The organism is Oceanobacillus kapialis, assembly GCF_044790185.1.
In the GTDB taxonomy this organism is placed as follows: domain Bacteria; phylum Bacillota; class Bacilli; order Bacillales; family Amphibacillaceae; genus Oceanobacillus_B; species Oceanobacillus_B kapialis.
The window spans coordinates 3,632,541-3,654,662 of the sequence record NZ_CP085256.1; the positions used below are offsets into that span (position 1 = coordinate 3,632,541).

At 36.6% G+C, this 22,122-nt stretch carries 22 protein-coding genes and 2 pseudogenes; 9 read left to right on the forward strand and 15 right to left on the reverse strand.

What is annotated here, in order from left to right; genetic code table 11:
• Nucleotides 1–83 precede the first annotated feature (83 nt).
• The 3 genes and pseudogenes from LG273_RS18675 to LG273_RS18685 all read left to right on the forward strand — a co-directional run.
• Nucleotides 84–374: a DUF1963 domain-containing protein gene (locus LG273_RS18675; RefSeq protein WP_404456652.1), complete on the forward strand. Its 291-nt coding sequence runs from the start codon at nt 84–86 to the stop codon at nt 372–374.
• Between the two features lie 10 nt (nt 375–384).
• Nucleotides 385–687 (forward strand): DUF1963 domain-containing protein, encoded by a 303-nt coding sequence (locus tag LG273_RS18680; RefSeq protein ID WP_404456655.1) that lies wholly within the window; start codon nt 385–387, stop codon nt 685–687.
• 41 nt (nt 688–728) lie between these two features.
• Nucleotides 729–803 (forward strand): annotated as a pseudogene (locus LG273_RS18685) (hypothetical protein); the annotation flags it as partial.
• A gap of 303 nt (nt 804–1,106) precedes the next feature.
• On the opposite strand, the gene LG273_RS18690 reads toward LG273_RS18685, so the two are convergent.
• The 5 genes from LG273_RS18690 to LG273_RS18710 form a co-directional block, all read right to left on the reverse strand.
• The gene (locus tag LG273_RS18690) at nt 1,107–3,866 is read right to left on the reverse strand and encodes an N-6 DNA methylase (protein WP_404456658.1); all 2,760 of its coding nucleotides are present in this window, start codon (nt 3,864–3,866) and stop codon (nt 1,107–1,109) included.
• Nucleotide 3,867: 1 nt separating this feature from the next.
• A complete protein-coding gene (locus LG273_RS18695) occupies nt 3,868–4,653 on the reverse strand; it encodes a DNA-methyltransferase (protein WP_404456661.1) in 786 nt (261 codons plus the stop codon).
• 463 nt (nt 4,654–5,116) lie between these two features.
• Nucleotides 5,117–7,735 (reverse strand): TrlF family AAA-like ATPase, encoded by a 2,619-nt coding sequence (locus LG273_RS18700; RefSeq protein WP_404456664.1) that lies wholly within the window; start codon nt 7,733–7,735, stop codon nt 5,117–5,119.
• A gap of 298 nt (nt 7,736–8,033) precedes the next feature.
• Nucleotides 8,034–8,513, reverse strand: a complete 480-nt coding sequence (rlmH, locus tag LG273_RS18705; protein ID WP_404456667.1) for a 23S rRNA (pseudouridine(1915)-N(3))-methyltransferase RlmH — start codon at nt 8,511–8,513, stop codon at nt 8,034–8,036.
• A 64-nt stretch (nt 8,514–8,577) separates the two neighbouring features.
• Nucleotides 8,578–8,853 carry a hypothetical protein gene (locus tag LG273_RS18710; RefSeq protein WP_404456670.1) on the reverse strand — a complete coding sequence of 92 codons (276 nt, stop codon included), beginning with the start codon at nt 8,851–8,853 and terminating at the stop codon, nt 8,578–8,580.
• Nucleotides 8,854–9,058: 205 nt separating this feature from the next.
• Between LG273_RS18710 and LG273_RS18715 the strand changes: the two genes are divergently transcribed.
• The gene (locus LG273_RS18715) at nt 9,059–9,844 is read left to right on the forward strand and encodes a serine/threonine protein kinase (protein WP_404456673.1); all 786 of its coding nucleotides are present in this window, start codon (nt 9,059–9,061) and stop codon (nt 9,842–9,844) included.
• Between the two features lie 486 nt (nt 9,845–10,330).
• On the opposite strand, the gene LG273_RS18720 is transcribed toward LG273_RS18715, so the two are convergent.
• The 4 genes from LG273_RS18720 to LG273_RS18735 all read right to left on the reverse strand — a co-directional run bounded on the left by LG273_RS18720 (nt 10,331) and on the right by LG273_RS18735 (nt 15,255).
• A complete protein-coding gene (locus tag LG273_RS18720) occupies nt 10,331–11,104 on the reverse strand; it encodes an N-acetylmuramoyl-L-alanine amidase (protein ID WP_404456676.1) in 774 nt (257 codons plus the stop codon).
• Between the two features lie 183 nt (nt 11,105–11,287).
• A complete protein-coding gene (locus LG273_RS18725; RefSeq protein ID WP_404456679.1) occupies nt 11,288–13,063 on the reverse strand; it encodes an ATP-binding protein in 1,776 nt (591 codons plus the stop codon).
• Nucleotides 13,060–13,743, reverse strand: a complete 684-nt coding sequence (locus tag LG273_RS18730; protein WP_404456682.1) for a response regulator transcription factor — start codon at nt 13,741–13,743, stop codon at nt 13,060–13,062. Before LG273_RS18730 ends, LG273_RS18725 begins: the two co-directional genes overlap by 4 nt.
• A gap of 612 nt (nt 13,744–14,355) precedes the next feature.
• A complete protein-coding gene (locus LG273_RS18735; RefSeq protein ID WP_404456685.1) occupies nt 14,356–15,255 on the reverse strand; it encodes a LysR family transcriptional regulator in 900 nt (299 codons plus the stop codon).
• A gap of 141 nt (nt 15,256–15,396) precedes the next feature.
• On the opposite strand from LG273_RS18735, the gene LG273_RS18740 reads away from it, so the two are divergent.
• A complete protein-coding gene (locus LG273_RS18740) occupies nt 15,397–16,404 on the forward strand; it encodes an alpha/beta fold hydrolase (protein ID WP_404456688.1) in 1,008 nt (335 codons plus the stop codon).
• 91 nt (nt 16,405–16,495) lie between these two features.
• Here the strand turns inward: LG273_RS18740 and LG273_RS18745 are convergent.
• The 3 genes and pseudogenes from LG273_RS18745 to LG273_RS18755 all read right to left on the reverse strand — a co-directional run.
• Nucleotides 16,496–16,588: pseudogene (locus LG273_RS18745) on the reverse strand (23S rRNA (pseudouridine(1915)-N(3))-methyltransferase RlmH); the annotation flags it as partial.
• 116 nt (nt 16,589–16,704) lie between these two features.
• Nucleotides 16,705–16,863, reverse strand: coding sequence for a hypothetical protein (locus LG273_RS18750; RefSeq protein WP_404456690.1), 159 nt, complete (start codon nt 16,861–16,863; stop codon nt 16,705–16,707).
• A 170-nt stretch (nt 16,864–17,033) separates the two neighbouring features.
• On the reverse strand, nt 17,034–17,459 hold the full coding sequence (locus LG273_RS18755; protein WP_404456693.1) for a MarR family winged helix-turn-helix transcriptional regulator: 426 nt from the start codon (nt 17,457–17,459) through the stop codon (nt 17,034–17,036).
• A gap of 121 nt (nt 17,460–17,580) precedes the next feature.
• On the opposite strand from LG273_RS18755, the gene LG273_RS18760 reads away from it, so the two are divergent.
• Nucleotides 17,581–18,003: an organic hydroperoxide resistance protein gene (locus LG273_RS18760; RefSeq protein WP_404456696.1), complete on the forward strand. Its 423-nt coding sequence runs from the start codon at nt 17,581–17,583 to the stop codon at nt 18,001–18,003.
• A gap of 103 nt (nt 18,004–18,106) precedes the next feature.
• Here the strand turns inward: LG273_RS18760 and LG273_RS18765 are convergent, their stop codons facing one another.
• The 3 genes from LG273_RS18765 to LG273_RS18775 all read right to left on the reverse strand — a co-directional run bounded on the left by LG273_RS18765 (nt 18,107) and on the right by LG273_RS18775 (nt 19,796).
• Nucleotides 18,107–18,901, reverse strand: coding sequence for a hypothetical protein (locus LG273_RS18765; RefSeq protein WP_404456699.1), 795 nt, complete (start codon nt 18,899–18,901; stop codon nt 18,107–18,109).
• A 95-nt stretch (nt 18,902–18,996) separates the two neighbouring features.
• The gene (locus LG273_RS18770) at nt 18,997–19,164 is read right to left on the reverse strand and encodes a helix-turn-helix domain-containing protein (RefSeq protein WP_404456702.1); all 168 of its coding nucleotides are present in this window, start codon (nt 19,162–19,164) and stop codon (nt 18,997–18,999) included.
• An 83-nt stretch (nt 19,165–19,247) separates the two neighbouring features.
• The gene (locus LG273_RS18775; RefSeq protein WP_404456705.1) at nt 19,248–19,796 is read right to left on the reverse strand and encodes a hypothetical protein; all 549 of its coding nucleotides are present in this window, start codon (nt 19,794–19,796) and stop codon (nt 19,248–19,250) included.
• A gap of 65 nt (nt 19,797–19,861) precedes the next feature.
• On the opposite strand from LG273_RS18775, the gene LG273_RS18780 reads away from it, so the two are divergent.
• The 3 genes from LG273_RS18780 (at nt 19,862) to LG273_RS18790 (ending at nt 22,117) form a co-directional block, all read left to right on the forward strand.
• Nucleotides 19,862–20,494 carry a pentapeptide repeat-containing protein gene (locus tag LG273_RS18780; RefSeq protein WP_404456708.1) on the forward strand — a complete coding sequence of 211 codons (633 nt, stop codon included), beginning with the start codon at nt 19,862–19,864 and terminating at the stop codon, nt 20,492–20,494.
• Nucleotides 20,495–20,508: 14 nt separating this feature from the next.
• Nucleotides 20,509–21,339: a DUF2785 domain-containing protein gene (locus LG273_RS18785; RefSeq protein ID WP_404456711.1), complete on the forward strand. Its 831-nt coding sequence runs from the start codon at nt 20,509–20,511 to the stop codon at nt 21,337–21,339.
• A gap of 190 nt (nt 21,340–21,529) precedes the next feature.
• Nucleotides 21,530–22,117, forward strand: coding sequence for a TetR/AcrR family transcriptional regulator (locus LG273_RS18790; RefSeq protein ID WP_404456714.1), 588 nt, complete (start codon nt 21,530–21,532; stop codon nt 22,115–22,117).
• Nucleotides 22,118–22,122 lie beyond the last annotated feature (5 nt).

Below are 22,122 nucleotides of genomic sequence, written 5' to 3' on the forward strand. Positions count from 1 at the left end.
TAACGATGTTATTAAGCATCGGCTATAAACGCAGCTATAAAGACTCGAAAACTGTGCATGAAGAAATTTAAGGTGACTAAAATATGAAAGAGGATAACCAACTAAAACTGCCGGCGGGATTAGAAATCTATTGCGATCAAATTGAACAAACAATGACACCATCTATCCAACTATCAACCTCAAAAAGAAAAACAAACCCTTATGAGAGCAAATTTGCAGGTGAACCCTATTGGCCAAACACAATGTCTTATCCGAGAGATAAGAATGATAAACCGATGATATTGCTGGCACAGTTAAATTTTGAAAAAATAACAAAGCTTGAAAACATGCCAGAACGCGGGATTCTCCAATTTTTTTGCATCAGCAGAAGATGATATTGCAGGCATGGATTTTGAAAATCTGACAAATCAAGAAAATTTCAAGGTAATCTATCACGAGCAGCTTAATAAAGATGCAAGTGCAATAGTACAAGACTTTTCGTTTTTAAAAGGCTTAGATACAACTTATTTTCCGATCGAAGTAGAGGAGCTAGCGTTATCTTTCAAATCTGAAATTGAACCTGTATCGATCAATAATTTTCGAAACGGGGAGCTTCTTGGAGAATCGGTTGATTTATTTGCGGAGACTGATGATGGGACTGAACTCTTGGAAGTCTATTCAGATACTTTCTTAGGAGATGTAAGTTAGGTGGCTGCCCTTTTTTCACACAAGAAGATCCCAGGGTACACCAATATGAAAAGCATGACGTACTCTTGCTTCAAATAGATAGTGATTCCGACCATGGGATTGCAGTTGAAAACTAAAGATATCACTCTGCTCTTTAATCCCTTCAAGGAAGTCTATACTAAACTATGAGTATATTACTTACAGTTTAGATTGAACCAATTATCAGAAAAAGTATCTGGGCCAATATTAAATACGAAACATCAATTAATTGAATGGTAGAAGTTAATGATTTTAGCTACTAAATCTATAAATGACACCGAAGACGTATCTTAGATGAAATTCGAAGAGTATACAATGCAATTCATTTAAGACTATGGACATGCCATTTATTTGGCATGTCCTGACCTTCAAAAAGCCTAAAAAAAGATTTAAGATTCGATTCACCATCTTACTGATTTACGTATATTAAATAATTGTAAGAGAGACTCTTTTATCTTTCCATAGTATTCTTCCACTCCGAAAGCTTTTAGTACAGCAATATCAAATTCATACCGATCTATTTGCTGTAACTCCATTAATAACGGTTTTACATCTCTCTCTTCTAATTTTGCATACAATTGTATGATCTCTTTCTTATTATCTTCAGAAACAAGTTTAGCGTTGAGTATTTTAAACTGAGCTTCCACTTTATTTTTATTTAAATCTAATGCACCAAGGCCCCTACCAAAGCCTATGGCTTCTATATAAAAAACACCTACAATACTATTTAATAATGCCGAAAGCAATGTTAGATCATCATTGTCATTATGTCTTACTAATCCTGTTAAACGTTGATCAAAGAAAACAGGTTTTGGAGCCTTTGAGAAAAATAACCTTTCATCTGGGTTAATCAATAATCCCAAATCAAACTTACTTTTTAATGACATTTCATACCAATGAAGATTTTTACTTTTTAAACCTTCTTTTAAAAGGATACCTTTACCATTTTTAACTGTTTCGAAACTGTGAATCCAATCTATTGCACCATCGTGCTCTAAACACTCTAATTCTTCAATAGTTTTACTACAGCAAAAGCCATCAATTGAGGAATCAAGGTTCATTAAATAAGAGGAAGTATCTAATCTTTTCATTACAGGAACTATATAGTCTGATTCAATGTTATGGTTTCGTGGATAGAATAGCCTGTTCCAACCACGACGTTCCCCTCGTTTGACCTTAAAATAATCCGTTAGAGGTACGAGCCTATTCTCAAACTTAAATAGCCATTTACAGTCAGCAAATAGTGCATTTTTTATTACCCCCATATCACTCAACTGTTCTATTTCAGAGTATTTATACTCCTGACTATTAAATAATTCCGAATCAATGCCTCTTCGTACTTTAGCAACCAGCCTAGATACATTATCAAACTGTTCAGCTTTCCCACTGTTGCCGACTATATCTTCAACCTTTTCGTTTAACGATATAAATTTAACACTGTTGTCTGAGGGTAAATCATTTCCTTTATGAAGAACAACCATATTAGTTACTACTTCAGCATTTTTAAACCATCTTCCGTTTGCAGATGTAACAATATATTTGATACTATACTTTCTTCTAAGCTCATTAAAGAATTTTTCTCCAAACTCTGTTCCTAACCAAGAGTTCGATATAATTAATCCAACTGCACCATTATCAGTTAATAAACTATCTAACTTCAAAGCAATGTACGTGTATAAGTCACTCCTACCATTAAATTTTTCATCCATATTTCCAATAAATTTTATTGCTTCAGAATTTAACTCTCCAAATGTTTCCTGTTGGACAAAAGGGAGATTTGATAGCACAACATCAAACTTTCCAAGCTCAATATCTATTGTTTCACTTTTATTTGGGCTATGTAATTTAACAATCTGTTGTGGGTTAAGGTTAAAAACATCTTCCTTAAATATATTAATTTGTTCACCAATATTTTCAGGTGATGATAGGGCTAACATAGCAAATTGCAATGGATATCGAAACTTATCTCCAGCCCAAACTTGGTCGATTGCACTTGGGCTCTCTATCCCTGAGAGAGTTTTAAAATCGTAAGCAGTTTTAACTATAGTACCCGTACCGCAACAAGGGTCTAATATTCTTGACGATTTATCCGTGGTTGTTAAAGCAGTTAATATCATTGCTAGTTCCTTAGGAGTAGTAAACTGCCCTGAGACCTTTCTCTTACTTCTAATAACCACTTGAGTTAACAACTCTTCTAACAATTCATTACTGTAATTAGTGAAGTCTAATTCCATTAAGTAGTTGTTAAAACTTAGTAAAACATCAAGTGTATTGTTATCAATATAACGCTCTCCTAGTTTTTCCTCGAAAATATTATAAAAATCGCAACTTTCAGAAATGCTAATGAATATATCCAAGCACTCAGCAACGCTTTCGGCCCGACTCACCTCATTTACAATTAAAGCCTCGGATTTAAATTTTTTCAGTATGTTAGCAAAGATTAATTTATTCATAAATGACACTATTGCTAGCTTTGAAAGTTCCACCCATTTCTCCGCTCTGTTCCCATAACTAATAGATTCCGCCTCCCACCAAAGAAGAACGTTATCATTAAAATCACTATTTTTTATTGCTACCTGTTCAAAAGATTGTGCGCACATTTCTATATTTCTAAATGCGAATGTCAAAATATTGTCACTGACTATCGAATTAAAGACCTTTTCAGCCCTAAGTTTATTATTCCTAAAATAATAATTTAAGTCATCAATAATTCTATTTAAAACTTTATTTATTTCAGCCATACAGTAGGCAACTTCGTTTCTTTTAGTTATATGTTTAAGATCATCCCATTCTTTTAATATAACGAAATTGTTAGTATCTTCATCTCTGACGTATAATCGTGCTATCGTTACATTCCAAAGCAAAAAACTATTGACCCCTAATAAATCAGCCTTTAATACGGCATTTGAGAAAAGATCCCTGTCATCTATTGATGTATCAGGATATTTTAATTCCCAACCCTGTAATACTTTTGTTTTAGAACTATCGCCAAATAGTAATACATCCGGGAATAAGGATCCACCTCCGGTGGAAAGACTCATCTCACCTCCTGCACGTTGCACAATACTTTCCTCTCGTACCATTGAAACTAGATTGTTGATTTGCGAAATTAAATCTATTGCCCAACTTCGCTCATTTTCTTGCGTATGTCCAATAGTCATTTTAAACGCTCCTCATAAATTTCGAATAAGCATTTTCTATTCTTTCATTACAAACCTCAATAAGATCAATCTTTTCATCTTTATACAATTCAACTTCTTCGTTCTTTTCAATACCAATAAAATTTCGATTCTCTAATATTGCGGAGACTAAGAAGCTACCACTTCCACAAGCATTGTCTAATACAACGTCACCTTCATTTGTATAAGTACGGATTAAATATCTACCTAATTCTACTGGTTTTTGAGTAGCATGATAAACCTTACCTTCTGATTCTGCAGTTTTAAAATAAATTACATCTGTTGGATAACGTTTTCCTTCACTTATTACATGGACAGGTTTAAAGTCGCCATAACTGCCTGTAAGTTGATTTTTACGGACTCCTTTATCATATGGCAACCCTTCAATCATTTGAGGGTTATACACTGGTTGTTTTTTGTAAAACACACAAATATCTTCGTGTTTCCTTAAAGGTTGCTTCTTAGCATTTAAAAAATTGGTTGATTTAGATTTCTCCCAAACAATTTTATATTTAAACCATTTTTCATTACTTAAAATAAGTTTGGCAGTAAATAATCCATGTGATGTAAGGACTATAGCACCGTTTTCTTTTAAAACTCTATTATACTCACTCCACAACTTGTCTAGAGGTATAACAGAATCCCATTTGTTTTGCGTGGTTCCATAAGGCAAATCACAAAGAATCATGTCAACCGATCCATTTGGAATATCCTTCATAACTTCTAGACAATCACCTTCGATGACTTTATTTAATAATTCGTTTAACATATCTTTTCCTCCTGTTTATAACATCTTATTTTATCATAAAAGCAAAATGAGATGTTATAAATCGCAGAATAAAGAATATCCTTTTAACTATTAATATTCGTTGTAACCAAGGCGTAATGTTTGAAATTATGTGCTTATAATTATTGCAAAAGAAATCAGCCGCTTATGCTTAGTTCATAGCCAACCGTTTAAGAAAAGGAGCCACTAATTTTAAAGTCAGAGCAACAGTGGAAGTTTGTTATTGATTATTGCACCAGATTATTTGAATTTGTTAGTGGGGCCTTGCCCCACTAACATGAATCGGTTTGTCCATATTTATCATAGTATTCTTTTTACCCTACCTTTTTGCTTTTAATATCCAATGCACGGGTACATTATATTACCTATTGTTTTTGAGTGATTTTCTAGCATTAACATCTAATACTCCACATCTAATATTTAGGGCTTGATATTTAAGATTGATTTATAAGTTATATTTTGCTTTCCTCATTTGAAAGGCGATATTTCCTCCTTCCAAAGTATTAATTACTGCATTCTTAACATTTGGATTATCTACTGAACCCATACAATTTTCTGCTATTCTTCCTTGTCCATCAATTTCTTCCATTACAACAATAAGTTCGGAATCACCAAAAACAGGGATGTTTGCATTATGAGTAGCAAATATAAACTGTCGGTTTAATTTGTAATCTCTTAAACCGTCTACAAAATTATTTGCTATATAAGAGTTATCTAAATTATCCTCTGGTTGATCAATAATTAAAGGATCATTGTTGTCCAACATTAATATATTAAGTATTGCAGTACATTGTTGACCTTTGGAAAGTTTATTAAGAGATTTAAAATTTTTCCCTTCAGTTCCTTCACTAATAGTATTTAGTTTTACATCTATAACATCTAGTAAAGGTATTAATTCCAGCTCAAGTTTCTTTTTTAGTGATAACTGCGCCAATATATCAGCCTTTGACTTAGTTAAACTATATTCCTCCATTAATCTTGTGCTACCTTCTCTAATATGGTTAATAAACGCTGTTAGTGAAAAATTTTCCTGCTCTCTAATCCATCCTAAACTTTTAGGACCTAATCCATCAATATCTGACAAAAATTCAATTAACTCCTCTCTGTTCCATCCTGAATGGACGTCTACTTGTACCTTTCCTTTTAATTTCCCTTTATTAATTTTTTTGACTGCTTTTCTTAGGGAATCGTAGGATTCATCTTGATTTTTCTTTAACTTCTCTAACAATGTTCTTCTTTCTTTATTTATTTCTTCTAGCTCTTCTGCTATTCTTTTAGATTCATTTTTACTTGGATTTATTCGTGCAATCTCAGATACTGTCTCTCTATATTCTAAAGCAATTTCTGGTCCAGTTTTTCCATTCAATCCCTCTAAAGTCTTGATTGAATTCTTAATTTCTCCTTCAGAGCCATTCTTAATTTCTTGCCATTCAGCCCTAACTTCTTCTATTTTCCCAGCACTGTCTTTAACAAGTTTTTCATATATATCTTTTAATTTAAATAATTCTAAATTAAAATTTCTTAATATTTCTAATAATTTGTCAAATTTGTCTACATTAGCTGTTTTATTAACGAATTCTTTCGTAAATGGAGGATCAACTTCAGTAAATTGTACTGAATGCTGTATAATTACTTCTAATGATTTTCTTATGTATTCTTCCTCAGTTGATAGTTGTTCTATAGTACTAAGTTTGTCTGCTATCCCATTCTCTTTAAAGAAATTCACTTTCTCTTCAAGTTTTGGCAGATTTGAAACCTTCTCTGAAATTTCATCCTTTTTCTGAATTCTATCTAATAGCAGGTCACCATTTTGTTTCAGACTTTTAATTAATTCTTCTCTTTCAGAGATATTGTCTGCCTGATTAGGAAGAAATCTACTTAAAATATTTAGCTTTGCCTCTTCGTCAGATACTAGCTCTATAATTTCATTTTGACCGAAAATTTCAACATTTGGTAAGATATCTCTCACATTCAAGCTTGAAACAGAACCATCATCATTTTCAATTACAATAGGGTCTTCAAACCTTTTAATTATTTTATATTTTTTTCCATACCGCTGGTTGGAAGTTATATATAATTCTATTCTCCCATTGTCCAAACCTAAATTCGATTTAATCAATTCCTTAAAGTATTCTTTCGAGTCGCGACCCTTAGGAACGCAATCAAGAGCATACCTAATTAATTCTAGTAAGGTAGATTTACCTGTCCCTCTTCCTCCAATAGTAGTATTTAAATTTCTAGACAAATCAATAGACAAACCATCAAGGTATCCTCCAAACACCTCTATTTTATCAATACTACTCTGAAAGCGTTCATTTTGGTCGTATGAAAGTTTCACTCTAGCACTCGGGTCTAGAAACCCTTCTTTAAAACATGTAAAATTTAAATCTGACATTTTAACTAAACAATAAGCATTCTTTTCAAATAAATCTTCAGGGTTACAAATATCTTTTGCGTTAATGAATGCAAATGGTGTGTTTTTTTTATACATAGGCTCTTTATTCTTAATAATATTATTATACTTTGGGTCAACTTCTGCTAAACTATATGGAATCTGTGCTGCTTTAAGTCTTGGGTTAACCCAAATGTGATTCATTTGTCCCATTTTTAAAATACCGTTATCACTTGTAATATGGGCTACATACCAAAACCCTTTTAACTCTTCCTCTACAATTTTGGCAATCTCCAAGCAAGAAAATTGACTTGGCATAACTCCATCATCCATATTAGTTAAACCTAACCTACCTAAATATCTATTTAGTTCTTCAGGCGGTGTATTTTCAGAGAATAAGCACACTATATGGATTTTTTCTGCAGTGGCAATTTCAAACCCCGGAAAAACCGTAATATCATTGTTACTTAATAAAATTCTAAGTTTCTCAGACTTTTCAACATTTCCATGGTCTGCTAAACCTATTACTTTAATGTCTTCTGAAAGAGCATTATTTAAAATCTTTTGGTTATATTCATCTTCACTTATTGTATGGTTTTTACCTCGGTATGCTAAATAACTATAAGGATTGACTTGCAAGGCACATTTGTAGAATTCGGCAAATTTCTTCATAATATTTCCTCCCTTTTTTGATTTCAACATAACTTATTCCATTATATAACAAAACACCAGATACACTATCTGACTTTTACAATTTTTTCATAATTAAAATAACCATGTTGAATCAGCATCCCTTTTGAAAAGATCGAAATTTTAATTACCAGAATAATTTTTTAAACAAAACTTATCTTGTATCCTTATCTTTTGGATTTATTACTAATACCGGTAAATGCATCTAGAAAGCTTTACTTTTTACTAACCTTATCTAAATATTTTTTACCAGTTACAATCTCAATATTTTGTTTTACCGCTATTTATGATAAGGTTCCCCCCGATTTATCCGAAAAACCCGATAAACCTGCTCCAACAATACCAACCTCATAACCTGATGAGGAAACGTCATCTTAGAAAAAGACAAAGCCAAATCACTTCGCTTCTGAACCTCATCACTAATCCCCAAAGACCCACCAATCACAAAAGCTATCTTACTCTTTCCATATGTCGCAAGCTCGTCCATTTTTGCTGCAAGCTGCTCAGAACTTAGCATCTTTCCATTAATCTCAAGAGTTATGACATAGGTGTCCTGGCTAATATGGGAGAGGATGCGCTCGCCTTCTTTTCGTTTTACTTCCAGCATTTCCGCTTCACTCATATTTTCTGGTGCCTTTTCATCTGCTACTTCGGCTATGTCTACCTTGGCATACGCACTTAGCCGTTTCATATACTCCTGAATGCCTTGCTTGAGGTATTTTTCTTTTAATTTTCCAACTGATACGAGGGTTATTTTCATTGTCGTTACATCCTTTGCCGTCTTTTATCCCCTATAGTTTATCATAGTTATTCTGCATGTAATGTTAACTGCAATACTTTCTAAGGATCTCTAACCCTCTTTTAAAGTTACCTGTTGCAAATTCTATTTCGCTATCCAAATCTCTACTTTCTAAGAAGCCTTTTTTACTGCCATTAATATTATAGTAATGTAAAATTTCCATTGCTATAAAGCCCCCACCACGCGGAGGGGCATCTAACTTAAGAATTTTCTCTTGTATTACCCTATGGCTCTTTTTTTCAATTAAATAAGCTTTTATTACTTCTGCATGTTTTGCTTCATTAAATTTAGTAATATCCACACAATAGCTCCTAACGTTAAATAGTATTTAACTCCTGCCATAAGTCCTATGTTCCTATCTAATTCAAAACTCTCAACCTTAAGCAAATAGTCCTACCCCAATTCTACACCACTTCCCAAGTTTTTCCCATATAAAATGGCATAATTCTGAATTTAGTCAGCTAAGTTTGCTATAATACAACCAAACGCAATACGAAGAGGTGCACATGGCAGCTATGCATTGGATGATTAAACGAGTACGGCAGAAAATAATGGACCGCCAATATGCAGTCGGCGAAACGCTGGCTAAGCGATATAAAATAGAGAAAGTGTTACAGAATGGGAGTTACGGCATCATTTACTTATGCTGGGATGAGGACACAAGCCAACGATGTGTGGTCAAACAAATGCGACGCAGCAAAAAGAAAGAAAACGCGGAGAATTACCAGGAGGAGACCACAATCCTGCAAATGCTCGACCACACCGCTGTCCCCAAACTGATGGAAACCTTTGTGTATGAGGGCAATCCATTCTTTTCCATGGAGTTTGTCGAGGGGAAGAATGTAGAAGATACGTTATTTGATACAAAGCAGAAGTATAGTGAGAAGGAATGTCTGGAGATTGTTCAGAAGCTCACCGCTATTATTTGCTATATTCATGAGAAAGGTGTGTATCATGGTGATATCCGTATTCCGAATGTGCTGATGCATGGGGATAAGCTTTACTTGATTGACTTTGGGTTGGCGCACAACCTGCATGCACACAAGGAGGCAAAAGAACACCAAGAACAGCTAGCAAAAGATGACTTTTTTGATATTGGGGATTTCCTGCTGTTTCTTCTTTATTCTTCCTATGAAGGGGATACGAAGCGTAAGAAGCCGTGGACCGAAGAGCTGACCCTCCATACGAAAACGACGTATATTTTAAAACGTTTGTTGCAAATTGAACAGCCTTATCAGCGATGTGAAGAGATCCTGGTAGATATCGAGCAAGCGATCATTATTCTATCATAGCCATTCAGCAATGCCAGCAAAAGAAAGCGACTTTAGCCCTTAAGCCAAAGTCGCTTTCTTTTCATATCATCTACTCCTCCAAAAATAAGCCAGGAGAAGGGACGACAATTCGGATTTTATTGCCTGTATTGTAGGGTGGAAAAGAGTTAGGAGATACGGCGAGAGCAGAACCGTTGTTCCACTTGTACTACAACCCGGATTGCTTCTACGCTAAAATCGTACACTTCCTAACACATGCAAAAGCTCCATCCAGTGGGGGTTGTTCAGTTTTCCACTAAATGGAGCTTTTGCAATTTATTCATCGTCTAATTTTCTTTTGCATAACATCCCCCTATAAGCTTTTTCATGTAAAGACCTTAATTCTATATTGTTGAAAGATTAGTACAATGGAGTAAGACAGAGATAAAAATGAAATGGAATTAAGCTAAAAACGAAAAAGTAAAAGCCATCCTTTAAATGGGATGGCCATCAGAAATTTTGATATTGCTAAGAAATCCATTCCAAAATACCTTGGCCCTCTGATTGTTTTATATATTCCTTAATTCCTTCAACTATGGAAGTGGCAACACGTGATTGAAATTCGTCAGTCCACATTTTGGATTCTTCTTGAGGATTCGTCATATAGCCTACTTCTATTAAAGAAGCCGGCATTTCTGTATCTTTTACAACAAACAGTTCTTCCTTCTTGATTCCTCTATCCCTAAATTCAGTGGCTTCCACCACATGCTTCTGTATGATCTGGGCCAATTGGCGGGAATGTTTATGATAATAAAACGTTTCTGTGCCCGAGACATTGGGATCGGAAAAAGTGTTCCCATGAATAGATATAAATATATCCGCATTTTGCTTGTTGGCATATTTTGGTCTGTATCGACTTTCTTGGGAAAGAAAACTATCATCTGTTCTTGTCATCAAAACTTCTATTTCTGGCTCGTCCTCCAACAGCTTTTGGACCTTTTTGGACAAGCTTAAAGTGAAATTCTTTTCATACTGGCCACTGGCACCTGTTGCCCCGTTATCTTTACCACCATGCCCAGGATCAATGACAACCTTAAAAGCGGTATCACTGCTTTTCTCGTTTCCCTTGTCAGGAGTAGCGTCATCTTCATTACTGTTTTCAGGGCCACTCGTACAGGCTGATAGTATTAGCAGTGGAAATAGGAGTAATAGGATTAACCATCTATTTGTTTTCGTATGGATTCCTTTAATCTTTAACTTATTTGCCCAATGATTTCTTTTATGATTTCGTTGTAATAACATCGTTCATCTTTCCTCTCTTTTTTGAACTATTTACAAATTAATAGAGAGAGGTAAAGATTAGGTGCAGATCATAACAATATCAAATAAAAATTTAGGAATATGCAGGATTCTCGTGATTATATGGGCTTAACAAAACAAAAAAGCTTGTCCGTTCATTTTTAAAAATGAATGGACAAGCTTTTTTCATTCTTTTCTATCTAAATAGAAGAAAAACATCACTCCATCTTCTGTATTCAATACACCATACTCCACACCATGCAGCTCTAAAATATTCTTTGAGATAGCAAGCCCTAATCCTGTTCCACCCTCCGAACGATTGCGGGACGTATCTCCTCGATAAAAACGATCCCAGATTTTATCTAAATGCTCCTGTACGATAGGAGCCCCGTTATTTTCGACAGATACTTTTACGCGTCCATTGTCTTCGATCGTCGAAATAAAAATATGTTGATTTTCTGGAGTGTAACGAATTGCATTGGTAATAAAGTTCGTTAAAACTTGCTCTATTCGATTTTGATTTGCTAATACCTTATTATTGGAAAGGTGTTGATGGATATGTAATTGTTTGTCTGCTATATCTAAAGCCAATTGCTCACAAATGTATTCAATGCTCTCGTCAATAGGGAATACGTCCATTTCCATTTTATACGTACCAGACTCGAATTTTGCTAATTCGAGCATATCCACAATGAGCAAATTCATTTTATCTACTTCTTTTCTTAATGCATTAAAATAGTAATCTTTCTTATCCGCAGCGACACCATCTTCGATAATGGAGATACAGCTCTTCATAATACTTAAAGGAGTCTTTAATTCATGAGAAACTCCGGAAATAAATTCTTTACGTGTAGTTTCCAGTTGCTTTTCTTTCTCTATATCTTGTCTCAGCTGATTAATGTACGAATGTAAGGTAGTAGAAAGCGTGTTAATATTTTGTGATAATGCACCAATTTCGTCTTTTGATTTAATAGGGATGTTCTCAGAAAAATCTAAATGTGCCATGTTATTTGTCGTATCATTTATTTGTAACAATGGTTTGGTTATTTTTTTGGAATAATAAAGGGATGCTAGGACAATGAGAAGTAGTACAAATAGAATAAGGTATAGATAATAATCCTCCAACATTTGAACAGCTTCATCCACTGGCTGTAATGACGTCATCGCAAAAATATAAGTGGTTTCACCAGTCGTATCGGTGATAGGTTTGATAAAGAGCTTGTATTGAATATTATTTTCCTCTTCATCCATTGTTTGGACATGGCTATGGTTGATTTTATCTAATAGTAATTTTACTTGAAATTGTTTTATTTTTTCTATAAAAAGACGATTGTTATAAATAGTTGAACCAACTGGTAATTGTAAATTCGTAATCCGTCCTTTTAAAAATATCTGTGAGCTTTCTAATAGAGAAGGCTCTGTTTCCGTTCTTTTGCCATATAACTCTTCGGATAAAAGCCTATTCTCCAATGAAAAATTACTGTTTTCTCCTGTTAAAATAGTAGGGACAACGGTATTACCTTTAACGATTCCATCAATAAAAATATCATTTACTTGTTCCAAATTAAACCTTAGCCTATCTAGCTCTTCTAAATCAATGAAGCTATACAATGGAATGTTGATGATACGATTAGAGAAATTCTTATATTTGGAGGATTCTATATCTATTTCCACAGAGAAGTCATTGGCGTATTTAATATTTCCTACACTATCTAATGTGGTAATCCATGTCGTATTCTCTTGTTGAAAATCATGTTCCAATTTTTTGATTGCTTGGACGTCTCCTTCAGCCTTTAAGTACTCTTTCTCAAAAGATTGAATACTCGTGTTTATTTCCTTTACCTTTTGATTAGCATAGTATTCCTTAAAGAATATAGTTTGTCCAATGTAAATAATGACCAAAACCAGCATACATAACAGTGTTGTCAGCATAAATAGTTTTAATACAATTCCTATTCTCATGCTTTGGCCTCAAATTTGTAACCAGCCCGAATAACCGTTACTATACTAGTTGCTTTATGACTTAATTTATGACGTAGGTTGCGGATATGACTGTTGATGGTGCGATCATCCCCGGCAAATTCATAGCCCCAAATCTTCATAATTAGCTGTTCTCTTGTTATAATATTCCCCTGGTTTTGCATTAAATAAGTTAATATTTCAAACTCTGTGTATGTTAAATCTATCTGTTCTCCTTCTACTTTCACGGTTCGTGTAGGGTAAAGAATATGGATACCATTAATATTTAAGCTTTCATCATTAGGTAGCCCATCCTGAGAATATCGACTATTGATTAACCGCTTTACTCTTGCTAATAAAATGGGTGGGCTGTAGGGTTTTGTCACATAATCATCTGCTCCCAATTCAAATCCAAGTAGCGTATCGTCTTCATCCGAACGAGCTGTCAACATAATAATAGGAACATTAGATGTTTTGCGAACTCGTTTGCAAACAGACCATCCATCCAACTCTGGGAGCATAATATCGAGAATGATTAAATGTATTTCCTGTTCTTCAAATATCGCTAAAGCTTCTTGCCCATCTACCGCTTCTAATATGTTATATCCTTCATCCATCAAGTAATCTTTCACGATTTCCCGTAAAATGTCTTCATCTTCTACAATTAATATATTCTTTTGCATTTTTCTCCCTCGCAATGCCGAAAAAGTTAGAGTTAATGATACCGTATCATACTGATGTAAAGATGAAGTGAAGAAATTCTTGATAAACCTTCTAATAGTAATTGTTGACAATATATTTTATCCAAAAACATGAGAAATGTAGAACAGTAACAAGGTTCCTAAATTAAATGGAATAAAATTACCACAATGCCTTGCAATTTTCATATGGTACTTCTTACACAATTGCTGTATGGTTATGCTGGTTGATCAGTTTATGTATTGCGGAAACCATGATAAGAAAAAAAGTATTTATATAACTAGATATTATTCAGTAACATAAATCTATCAAGTACCTATACACGTAAGGATCTTGTTAATTATGAATCGATTACAGAAAAGCATGTTGATATGGGGGTAACTCTTAAGAAGCTTTCTGATGCTTCTCTTAATATAGTGGCTATACTGCTCAAAACCTTATAAGACTTAAAATTAAAAATAAGTAGAGAATAATTGGCTAAAAAAGGTTACTTAAAGTAGCCTTTTTTAGTAGTTTAATTCTTATAGTCCTTGCCCTCCAATAGTTGCGGATCAAGGAGTAAAGAGCTTGCAGTTGGAGGTGTTTTCTAAACGGTTTTATTTCACCTCATCTATAGCGATAACCTCCCTTACTGTTTCTATGAAAGATAATATGATTGGTGAAAGCCACTTTTCTTTATGCCAAGCCATATGAGTATATACGTGTAAGTCTGAAAGTTGCCACGGAAGAGCAACAAGATCACCCCGTTTAACCTCTGCTCCCACTGTGATTTCTGGAAGAAAGGCAATACCAATTCCAGAAATTGCACATTGTTTAATGGCTTCGGCATTTTGAAACTCTAAATAAGTAATACTATCAATGCCCTTTTTCTCAAATGATCGGTCAAACATGGTTCGATAGGGACAGCCTTTTTCATTAACCAGTAATACTTCTCCGTGAAAATCTTCCTGTTGCAGTACAGGTTGTTTTGCAAGTGGATGATCAGGAGCGACAAACAAGCGGAAAGTTTCATCCAGTAACGGTTCTACAGAAAGTCTCGTTGAGAGAATGGTTTCATCCAGCATAAAGGCGACATCGGCGGTTCCATCAAAGAGTGTTTGCTTGAGTTCCTGATTTGGAACAGAGCGGAAGATAAGCCGAACTCCTGGATGGCGGGAACGAAATAGCTTAAAGACAGCTGGGAGGCGATAGGCACAAAGAACCTCGTTGGCACTTATTGTAAGGGTGCCTCTAATATCTTCGTTGTCTTGAACGGTATTGCGTGCTTCATCTAATTTTTCTAGAACGATTTGGATGTGAGTTAAAAAGCGTTTACCCGCAATGGTGAGGACGAGCTGCTTGCCCAAGCGGTCAAAGAGAGGAACACCAAGCTCATCCTCCAATGCTTTTATTTGCATCGTAACGTTGGAAGGGACATAGTTCAGTGCGTCCGCAGCCCGACTAAAATTTAAAGTGGAAGCAACTGTGCGAAATGTTTTTAGTTGGCGCAATTCCATTATACTTTCCCCCTATTCACTTTCAATATTATTGAATGTTAAGTTTAATTTTATTCATTTTTATTGAGAGTACCATGGGTTTATACTTATTACAAGAAACATATTCTAGATGTGTTTCATTTTGAAGGGAGCGACAATACAATGAATTATGAGCTTTTTGATTTGGGTGACGTAACCTTGCAATCGGAAGTAACGTTACCGAACGCATTTCTTGCATATAAGACTTATGGAGAATTAAATGAAAAGAAAGATAATGTGATTGTCTATCCAACTGCTTTTGGCGATTATCATGTTCAGAATGAATGGTTGATTGGTAACGGTATGGCACTAGATCCGAGAAAATATTTTATTATCGTTCCAAATCTACTGGGAAACGGGTTATCTTCGTCTCCCAGTAATACCCCTGCTCCATTTGACAAGGCTAATTTTCCTCAGGTAACCATTTATGATAACGTTAAATTACAACATCGGCTGGTGACCGAAAAATTCGGCATTCAAAAGATCGCTCTAGTAGTTGGGTGGTCAATGGGAGGTGTTCAATCATTCCAATGGGGGGCAAGCTATCCCGACATGGTGGAACGAATTGCCCCTTTCTGCGGAGGTGCAAAGACTTGGCCGCAAACGTATATAGTTCTGGACGGAATGAAAGCTGCTCTGATGGCTGCAGTTGGCCATGATTCAAGTAAACTAAACGATTTGACTTCATCAGACATGCGCGCTGTTGGTCGTGTCTATGCTGGGTGGGGCTTATCTCAAACCTTTTACAAGGAGGAACTTTATCGTGAGATGGGATATGACTCATTGGAAAATTTTGTGGCTGGAGTCTGGGAAGACAGCTTTATGAGGATGGATCCACACAACGTCCTAGCCATGTTATGGACTGGACAAAATGGAGATATTAGCGCAAACCCCGTCTATAACGGAGATTTTGATGAGGCGCTTAAAAGCATTAAAGCGCTTTCCAGTGTCATGCCAGGGAACACGGATCTCTTCTGCACTGCGGATGATAACAAATATGAGGCTAAGCATATACCTAATGCTGTTTTTAATCCTATCGATTCGATTTGGGGCCATTTTGCCGGCCGCGGAATCAACAGTGCCGATAATAAATTTATTGATGACAACCTAAAACGCTTATTGGAAACTTAAATTTGCTTAAAAAGAAACCATTTTGATAAAAGACTCTTCAAAATGGTTTCTTTACTTTTCCATAAAATATGGGTCTAATGTTTTTAACCAGAGGAAACGTCATCTTTGAAAACGACAAAGCCAAATCACTTCGCTTCTGAACCCCACCACTAATCTCCAATGCCCCACCAATCACAAAAGCAATTTGTAATGCAATAATAGAAGATATTAATCTGCTTTTCAAAAAGGCAGCATCATAGCCACAATAAAAGACTCCATTCAGCGGAAAATCATTATCCCGCCAAATGGAGCCTTTTTAATTTATTTAAACCGATTAACTACTAGAGTAACGTCCTTTTCTCCTGTAATGATGTGATCCACGGTAAGCATCGCGTCCGCGTCGGCCGCTACTGCTGCTTCCGTAATAACGTCGCTTTTTTCCACTGCTGGAGCCGTGGCGGTAATATCTTGATCGGCCACTACTTGAGCCGTGACGATAATGTCTTTTTCGTCCACTTCCGCTACCCATTTTCTTCATCTCTTTAGAAATGCCTTTTAGGAACTTTTTAAACATGGAGCTCCCTCCTTTAAAGGATATACGTTTTTATTTTCAGAGTGGTTTCATATTTTTTGCTAGCATACTATCTTTCTTATAGTTGTTCAAGCATTTTGGATAGGATCTGCTTTAGCTGGATTGCTTCGTCTTCATTAAGATTCGTTTGTTCAATAAATTTTAATGGGATCTGGGCTGCCTGCTCTTCTGCTTGCTTTCCTTGTTCGGTTAAGACGACTTCCACAACTCGCTCATCCTCTTTGGAGCGCGTCCGCTGCAGGAAGCCATGCTCTTCCATTCGCTTTAGCATTGGTGTGAGCGTTCCGGAATCCAAGAATAGCCGTTCACCTAAGGCTTTTACGGAAATACGGTCTGTTTCCCATAGAACAAGGAGCACTAAATATTGCGGATAAGTGACGTTTAACTCCTCCAGTAATGGGCGATAGCGCTTCGTCATTTCACGGGTTGCTGCATATAGGGGAAAGCATAGTTGATTATCTAATTTTAATATATCATTTGCCATTGTTTGATCACTCCTGGATTTATTATAGCAAGATCAACATTAAAATTATAATAATTGACGCAACACTATTTAATTGTGTACAATTTAATTGTAAACAATACAAAATGAGGAGTGTTTGATTATGGGAGTAGCATTATACACAGCGTCTTCAACTGCAGCGGGTGGTCGTCAAGGAACGGTCAAATCGTCTGATGGCACATTGGATCTAGCTTTATCTTTACCAAAAGGGTTGGGTGGAAATGAAAAAGAAGGCACCACAAACCCAGAACAGCTCTTCTCAGCCGGCTATGCTGCCTGCTTTGACAGCGCACTGCAAATGGTTGCTGGAAAAGCGAAGAATAAAATCACTTCAGAAGTAACTGCAGAAGTAAGCATTGAAAAACAACTGAAAGGCTTTGGCTTGAGTGTGAAGCTAAAAGCAGAGATGGAAGGCGTTACACAAGAAGAAGCAGAGGAACTAATGGATAAAGCACATGAAGCTTGCCCGTACTCTCGCGCCATTGAAGGAAATGTGAAAGTGAAGAAAACAGCAATTGCGAAATAAATAGCGTGTGAAAATTGATGTTTTCACCTAACGCAAAGGCCCCTTAGATGGGGTTTTTGTGTTGGTTTATGTTTAGGGGTGTGTAGGCCTTCCCATCCCTGTTCTAAACACCGTTATCAGCGTGTATTTCCTGCATGACCTGTTTGTATTCTGCATATTCCACCGAGTTTTTGTAGTCGTGATGGTCTGCTATTTTCTTAAGCGATCCGTATACATACGCCTTTAGCCTATTGTCGGGAACCCTTCGATCATTCTCTACGAACTCCCTTGCGTATTTTTCGATAATTTTATGCCACGTTTCCTTTGCCCAACGTCTTGCTGCAAACTCTGCATAAAATTCGTTGGCGATTTTAATAATTTGCTCCGTTTTGTTGGTTGGCTTGTTAACAGTTGCTAAATAATCTTTCTTTGTATCTGTTTCTTTTGTCTTTGTTTCATTTGTAGTAGCACTTTTTGCACTGTCCGCTTTGAATTGTACATTTTGTAAATCAGAAAAAAAATCAGGTACAACAAAGGGCGAGTCCTTGATCGCTTTAATATTAAAAACGGCTTGACCTCCCTCTTCCAGCTCTTTTTTCTGTTCCTCAATAAACGTTTCAAAGTCAGTTTGGGCGAACGGTTTATCAGCTGCCTTATAATAATACTTATGGTGTCCATCCACATGACAGAAAAAGCCCATGATGTATCGATGCTCAAGCAGCACCTTCCAAGAGCTATCAACCTTACGCCGAGAGAATTGGCTATGTAGCTTTGATTTATGGATTTCCCAAGTTGGACCATGACTCAAAATGTGTGTGAGTAATCCAATTGCTGCCAAGTCATTTAAGTCGTCTTGCACTGTTTTGTTATCCATTTTAACGTAGCGAGATTCGTTACTGTTTTTTACAATATAATTCATATTTATCCATCCTTTTTATTCGCAGGTGAAAGGGCTCCTCCTCATAATGATGAGACAGGCACCCTTGCTTGCGGTATTTTAGTTTGATTCAATTTTTACATCCCTTTTCCAGCCCAAACGTCCAGCGACTCCTTGGTGAAGATGACTTTATTGTGAATAAGCAAATGTGGCAGTTTATTCAGCTTCACCATTACGTACACCATGCTTTTATGTATACCAAGATAAGCCGCAACTTCTGTGACACTTAATATCGTTCGTTGCATGATTCTCCCTCCTTTCACTTGAGGCTAACAACCTCAATAATCCCTTCATTTTTATAATCGAAAAGAGGGTGGTAAAGGGGGCATTATTTTTTAAATTTTTTTTGGGGGAAGTTTTTTAGGCGGTTGTGTGGGCAGGACTGCGGGCTGAAGTGTGGGTTTGATTGTGGTCTGGTATTTGATTGGTGCGCGGCCTTTCTTTGCTGACGCTCTAGTTCTCTTTGCTGGCGCTCTACTTTCTTTGCCTGGTGCGCCTCTTCCTCTTGCCGACGCGCCTCTTCTTCTGCCTGCTGCGTCTCTTCCTCTCGCCGACGCGCCTCTTCTTCTGCCTGCTGCGTCTCTTCCTCTCGCCGATGCGCCTCTTCTTCTGCCTGCTGCGTCTCTTCCTCTCGCCGATGCGCCTCTTCTTCTGCCTGCTGCGTCTCTTCCTCTCGCCGATGCGCCTCTTCCTCTGCCTGCTGCGTCTCTTCCACTCGCCGACGCGCCTCTTCTTCTGCCTGCTGCGTCTCTTCCACTCGCCGACGCGCCTCTTCTTCTGCCTGCTGCGTCTCTTTCTCTTGCCGACGCGCCTCTTCCTCTGCCTGCTGCGTCTCTTCCTCTTGCCGAGGCGCCACTTCCCAGACCTGACGCGTCACTTTTGATATACTATAATTAAAAGCACTCGCAACGTTTTACAATTACAGAAATGAAGGTGACTTATATGAAACTAACCAAACCGAACATCCCAGCAGAATTACCTCAGGGAACTTTCCAGGACATTTTATTTGAGGAAGATCCACATTTAAGCAATATGGAGATTAATGGCTCTTATTTTGATAACGAAGTCCTGGATCGTGTGCATTTAAATGAGATGGTGATTAAGCATTCCACGTTTCACCATACGAGCTTGGAAAATATTGATATCACGGATGTGATCTTTGAGAACTGCGATCTATCTAATGCCAACTTAAGCACCGCGAGCATTCATCGTGTAACATTTAAAAACTGCAAGCTGTTAGGCGTGCAGTTTGTGGAGGGGCGCTTTGGAAATGTGACATTTGATAATTGCTTGCTGTCTATGTGCAATTTCGGTGACTCGAAATTTGAGAAGACACAATTTATCGAATCAAACCTGCAAAGTGCAGACTTCTTCAATTGCAAATTAAAACAGACTGTTTATTCGTATTGTGATTTGAATGGGGTTAGCTTTGATAGTACCAAGCTGAAGGGGATTGATATTAGCACCTCTCACTTTGAATCCTTGGTCGTCAAAATGGAGGATTTAAAAGACTGCATTGTATCGCAGCATCAGGCTATTTACTTTGCTTCTATGTTGGGGTTGGATATTCGGTAACAGGGGGGTAAAAGATGGAACTGAAAGCTCGCTTGGAACAGTTAGCAGACGGCAGTATAAAACAAGATGATGTAGCGTTATTGCTACCTGAATTGCTAATGCATATTGGGGCAACAGATGCTGATCTAAGAGACAACCTTATCTTCCAAACATTTATTAGAATAATAAACGAAGATTTACTGACCAATGAGCAATTTCGCCACATATTAAATACTTGTTTAGACGAGCACCATCTTTTTTATAGATTAGGTGAGAAAGAAACAAATTCTGTTTTCACTAGGTCTTTTTCGTCTTTAGTTATTGCGGCTCTTTTAACAAAGGATAGTGAAATGGAGCTCTTGTCTGAGGATAAGTTACAAGAAATATTTAACAGATGCATCAGCTATCTGAAACTTGAACAGGACACTAGGGGATATGTTGAGGAAAAGGGATGGGCACACAGCATCGCGCATGGGGCGGACGTGTTAGTTTCTCTTGTTAATCATCCGAAAAGCAACGAGAAAAATTATACAGAAATCCTCGATGTTATAAATGATTGCTTACGCAAAGAAGCTGCCTACATTGATGATGAGGATGAGCGATTGGTTTTTGTGGTAGAAGCGCTTATCGAACAAGGTTTAAATGAAACGCAATTGGAACAGTGGGTGCTTGATGTTTTTAATGACTTGGAAGAGCTCCACGTTAAGGAAGGCTTTTCCTTAAGATATTTTAGAGTGAAGTTCACGATCTCTTCCTTTATGAAAACATGCTACTTCCAGTTGGGATATAAAGAGGATGGTAAGATTGTTCGTAACACGATACAGGAGAGATTGAAGGAGTTGCATCAAAAGCTGTATAAAGCATAGAAGAAGATTACTAGATAAATATTGCTAATCACCTTAATACCGTTGGAAACAATCCAACGGTATTTTTATAGCTTTGTTTTTCACTAAAGCAATTGCACAAAGAGAAAAATTGCCCATTGTGCAATTATATGTTATAAAAGAATAGATGCCAGATAAGCGGGGTGAACAAATGTCAGAAAAGAGTCTGAGGATGAAAAAGAAGAATGCCACAAGAAGAGCGCTTGCTGAAGCTGCTTTTGAGCTTGCGATGGAACGTGGTTTGGATAACTTTGTGGTCGAGGATATTGTGAATAATGCAGGCTATTCCAGGAGAACTTTTGCCAATCATTTTTCCTGTAAGGAAGAAGCAATTGCTAGCGCCTTAACGATGAATGATTTTCGTGAGCATGACGAAGCTCATTCCCTAGATGGGCTTACACCATTAAGCACTATCGAGATGTACATTAAGCGTAGTTTTACGATTGATAAATTAAAAAGATTGCATGAGTTGATTTCACTATCTAGAGATCATCCAACTTTAAAATTGTATGTGACAGGTGTTTTAAAGGAGACGCAGGACTTTGCTCGACTTGGGATTAAAGAGGGGTTTGGGGATGCTTATTCGGAAGAGTATTACCACCTGTTAATTGGTGCTGTGTTTGGTGCATTAATGCCTGTACTTGATGGCAGTATGAATGTTCATTTGCCAGTGGGTGACGCAGCTAATGACCAAGATAATAATGAATTTCAGGAGTATATGGAAATCGTCTTCTCGAAATTAAGAGAAGGCTTTAAATAATAATT

What these genes read in the sequence shown, in the direction of transcription:
- LG273_RS18700 (WP_404456664.1), bottom strand. Translation starts at nt 7,735, where the DNA reads ATGAAGAAATTTGCCGAATTCTACAAATGTGCCTTGCAAGTCAATCCT.
- LG273_RS18725 (WP_404456679.1), bottom strand. Translation starts at nt 13,063, where the DNA reads ATGAGAATAGGAATTGTATTAAAACTATTTATGCTGACAACACTGTTA.
- LG273_RS18765 (WP_404456699.1), bottom strand. Translation starts at nt 18,901, where the DNA reads ATGAATTATATTGTAAAAAACAGTAACGAATCTCGCTACGTTAAAATG.
- LG273_RS18730 (WP_404456682.1), bottom strand. Translation starts at nt 13,743, where the DNA reads ATGCAAAAGAATATATTAATTGTAGAAGATGAAGACATTTTACGGGAA.
- LG273_RS18695 (WP_404456661.1), bottom strand. Translation starts at nt 4,653, where the DNA reads ATGTTAAACGAATTATTAAATAAAGTCATCGAAGGTGATTGTCTAGAA.
- LG273_RS18735 (WP_404456685.1), bottom strand. Translation starts at nt 15,255, where the DNA reads ATGGAATTGCGCCAACTAAAAACATTTCGCACAGTTGCTTCCACTTTA.
- rlmH (WP_404456667.1), bottom strand. Translation starts at nt 8,513, where the DNA reads ATGAAAATAACCCTCGTATCAGTTGGAAAATTAAAAGAAAAATACCTC.
- LG273_RS18790 (WP_404456714.1), top strand. Translation starts at nt 21,530, where the DNA reads ATGAAAAAGAAGAATGCCACAAGAAGAGCGCTTGCTGAAGCTGCTTTT.
- LG273_RS18785 (WP_404456711.1), top strand. Translation starts at nt 20,509, where the DNA reads ATGGAACTGAAAGCTCGCTTGGAACAGTTAGCAGACGGCAGTATAAAA.
- LG273_RS18715 (WP_404456673.1), top strand. Translation starts at nt 9,059, where the DNA reads ATGGCAGCTATGCATTGGATGATTAAACGAGTACGGCAGAAAATAATG.
- LG273_RS18760 (WP_404456696.1), top strand. Translation starts at nt 17,581, where the DNA reads ATGGGAGTAGCATTATACACAGCGTCTTCAACTGCAGCGGGTGGTCGT.
- LG273_RS18770 (WP_404456702.1), bottom strand. Translation starts at nt 19,164, where the DNA reads ATGCAACGAACGATATTAAGTGTCACAGAAGTTGCGGCTTATCTTGGT.
- LG273_RS18740 (WP_404456688.1), top strand. Translation starts at nt 15,397, where the DNA reads ATGAATTATGAGCTTTTTGATTTGGGTGACGTAACCTTGCAATCGGAA.
- LG273_RS18675 (WP_404456652.1), top strand. Translation starts at nt 84, where the DNA reads ATGAAAGAGGATAACCAACTAAAACTGCCGGCGGGATTAGAAATCTAT.
- LG273_RS18680 (WP_404456655.1), top strand. Translation starts at nt 385, where the DNA reads ATGGATTTTGAAAATCTGACAAATCAAGAAAATTTCAAGGTAATCTAT.
- LG273_RS18780 (WP_404456708.1), top strand. Translation starts at nt 19,862, where the DNA reads ATGAAACTAACCAAACCGAACATCCCAGCAGAATTACCTCAGGGAACT.
- LG273_RS18755 (WP_404456693.1), bottom strand. Translation starts at nt 17,459, where the DNA reads ATGGCAAATGATATATTAAAATTAGATAATCAACTATGCTTTCCCCTA.
- LG273_RS18690 (WP_404456658.1), bottom strand. Translation starts at nt 3,866, where the DNA reads ATGACTATTGGACATACGCAAGAAAATGAGCGAAGTTGGGCAATAGAT.
- LG273_RS18720 (WP_404456676.1), bottom strand. Translation starts at nt 11,104, where the DNA reads ATGTTATTACAACGAAATCATAAAAGAAATCATTGGGCAAATAAGTTA.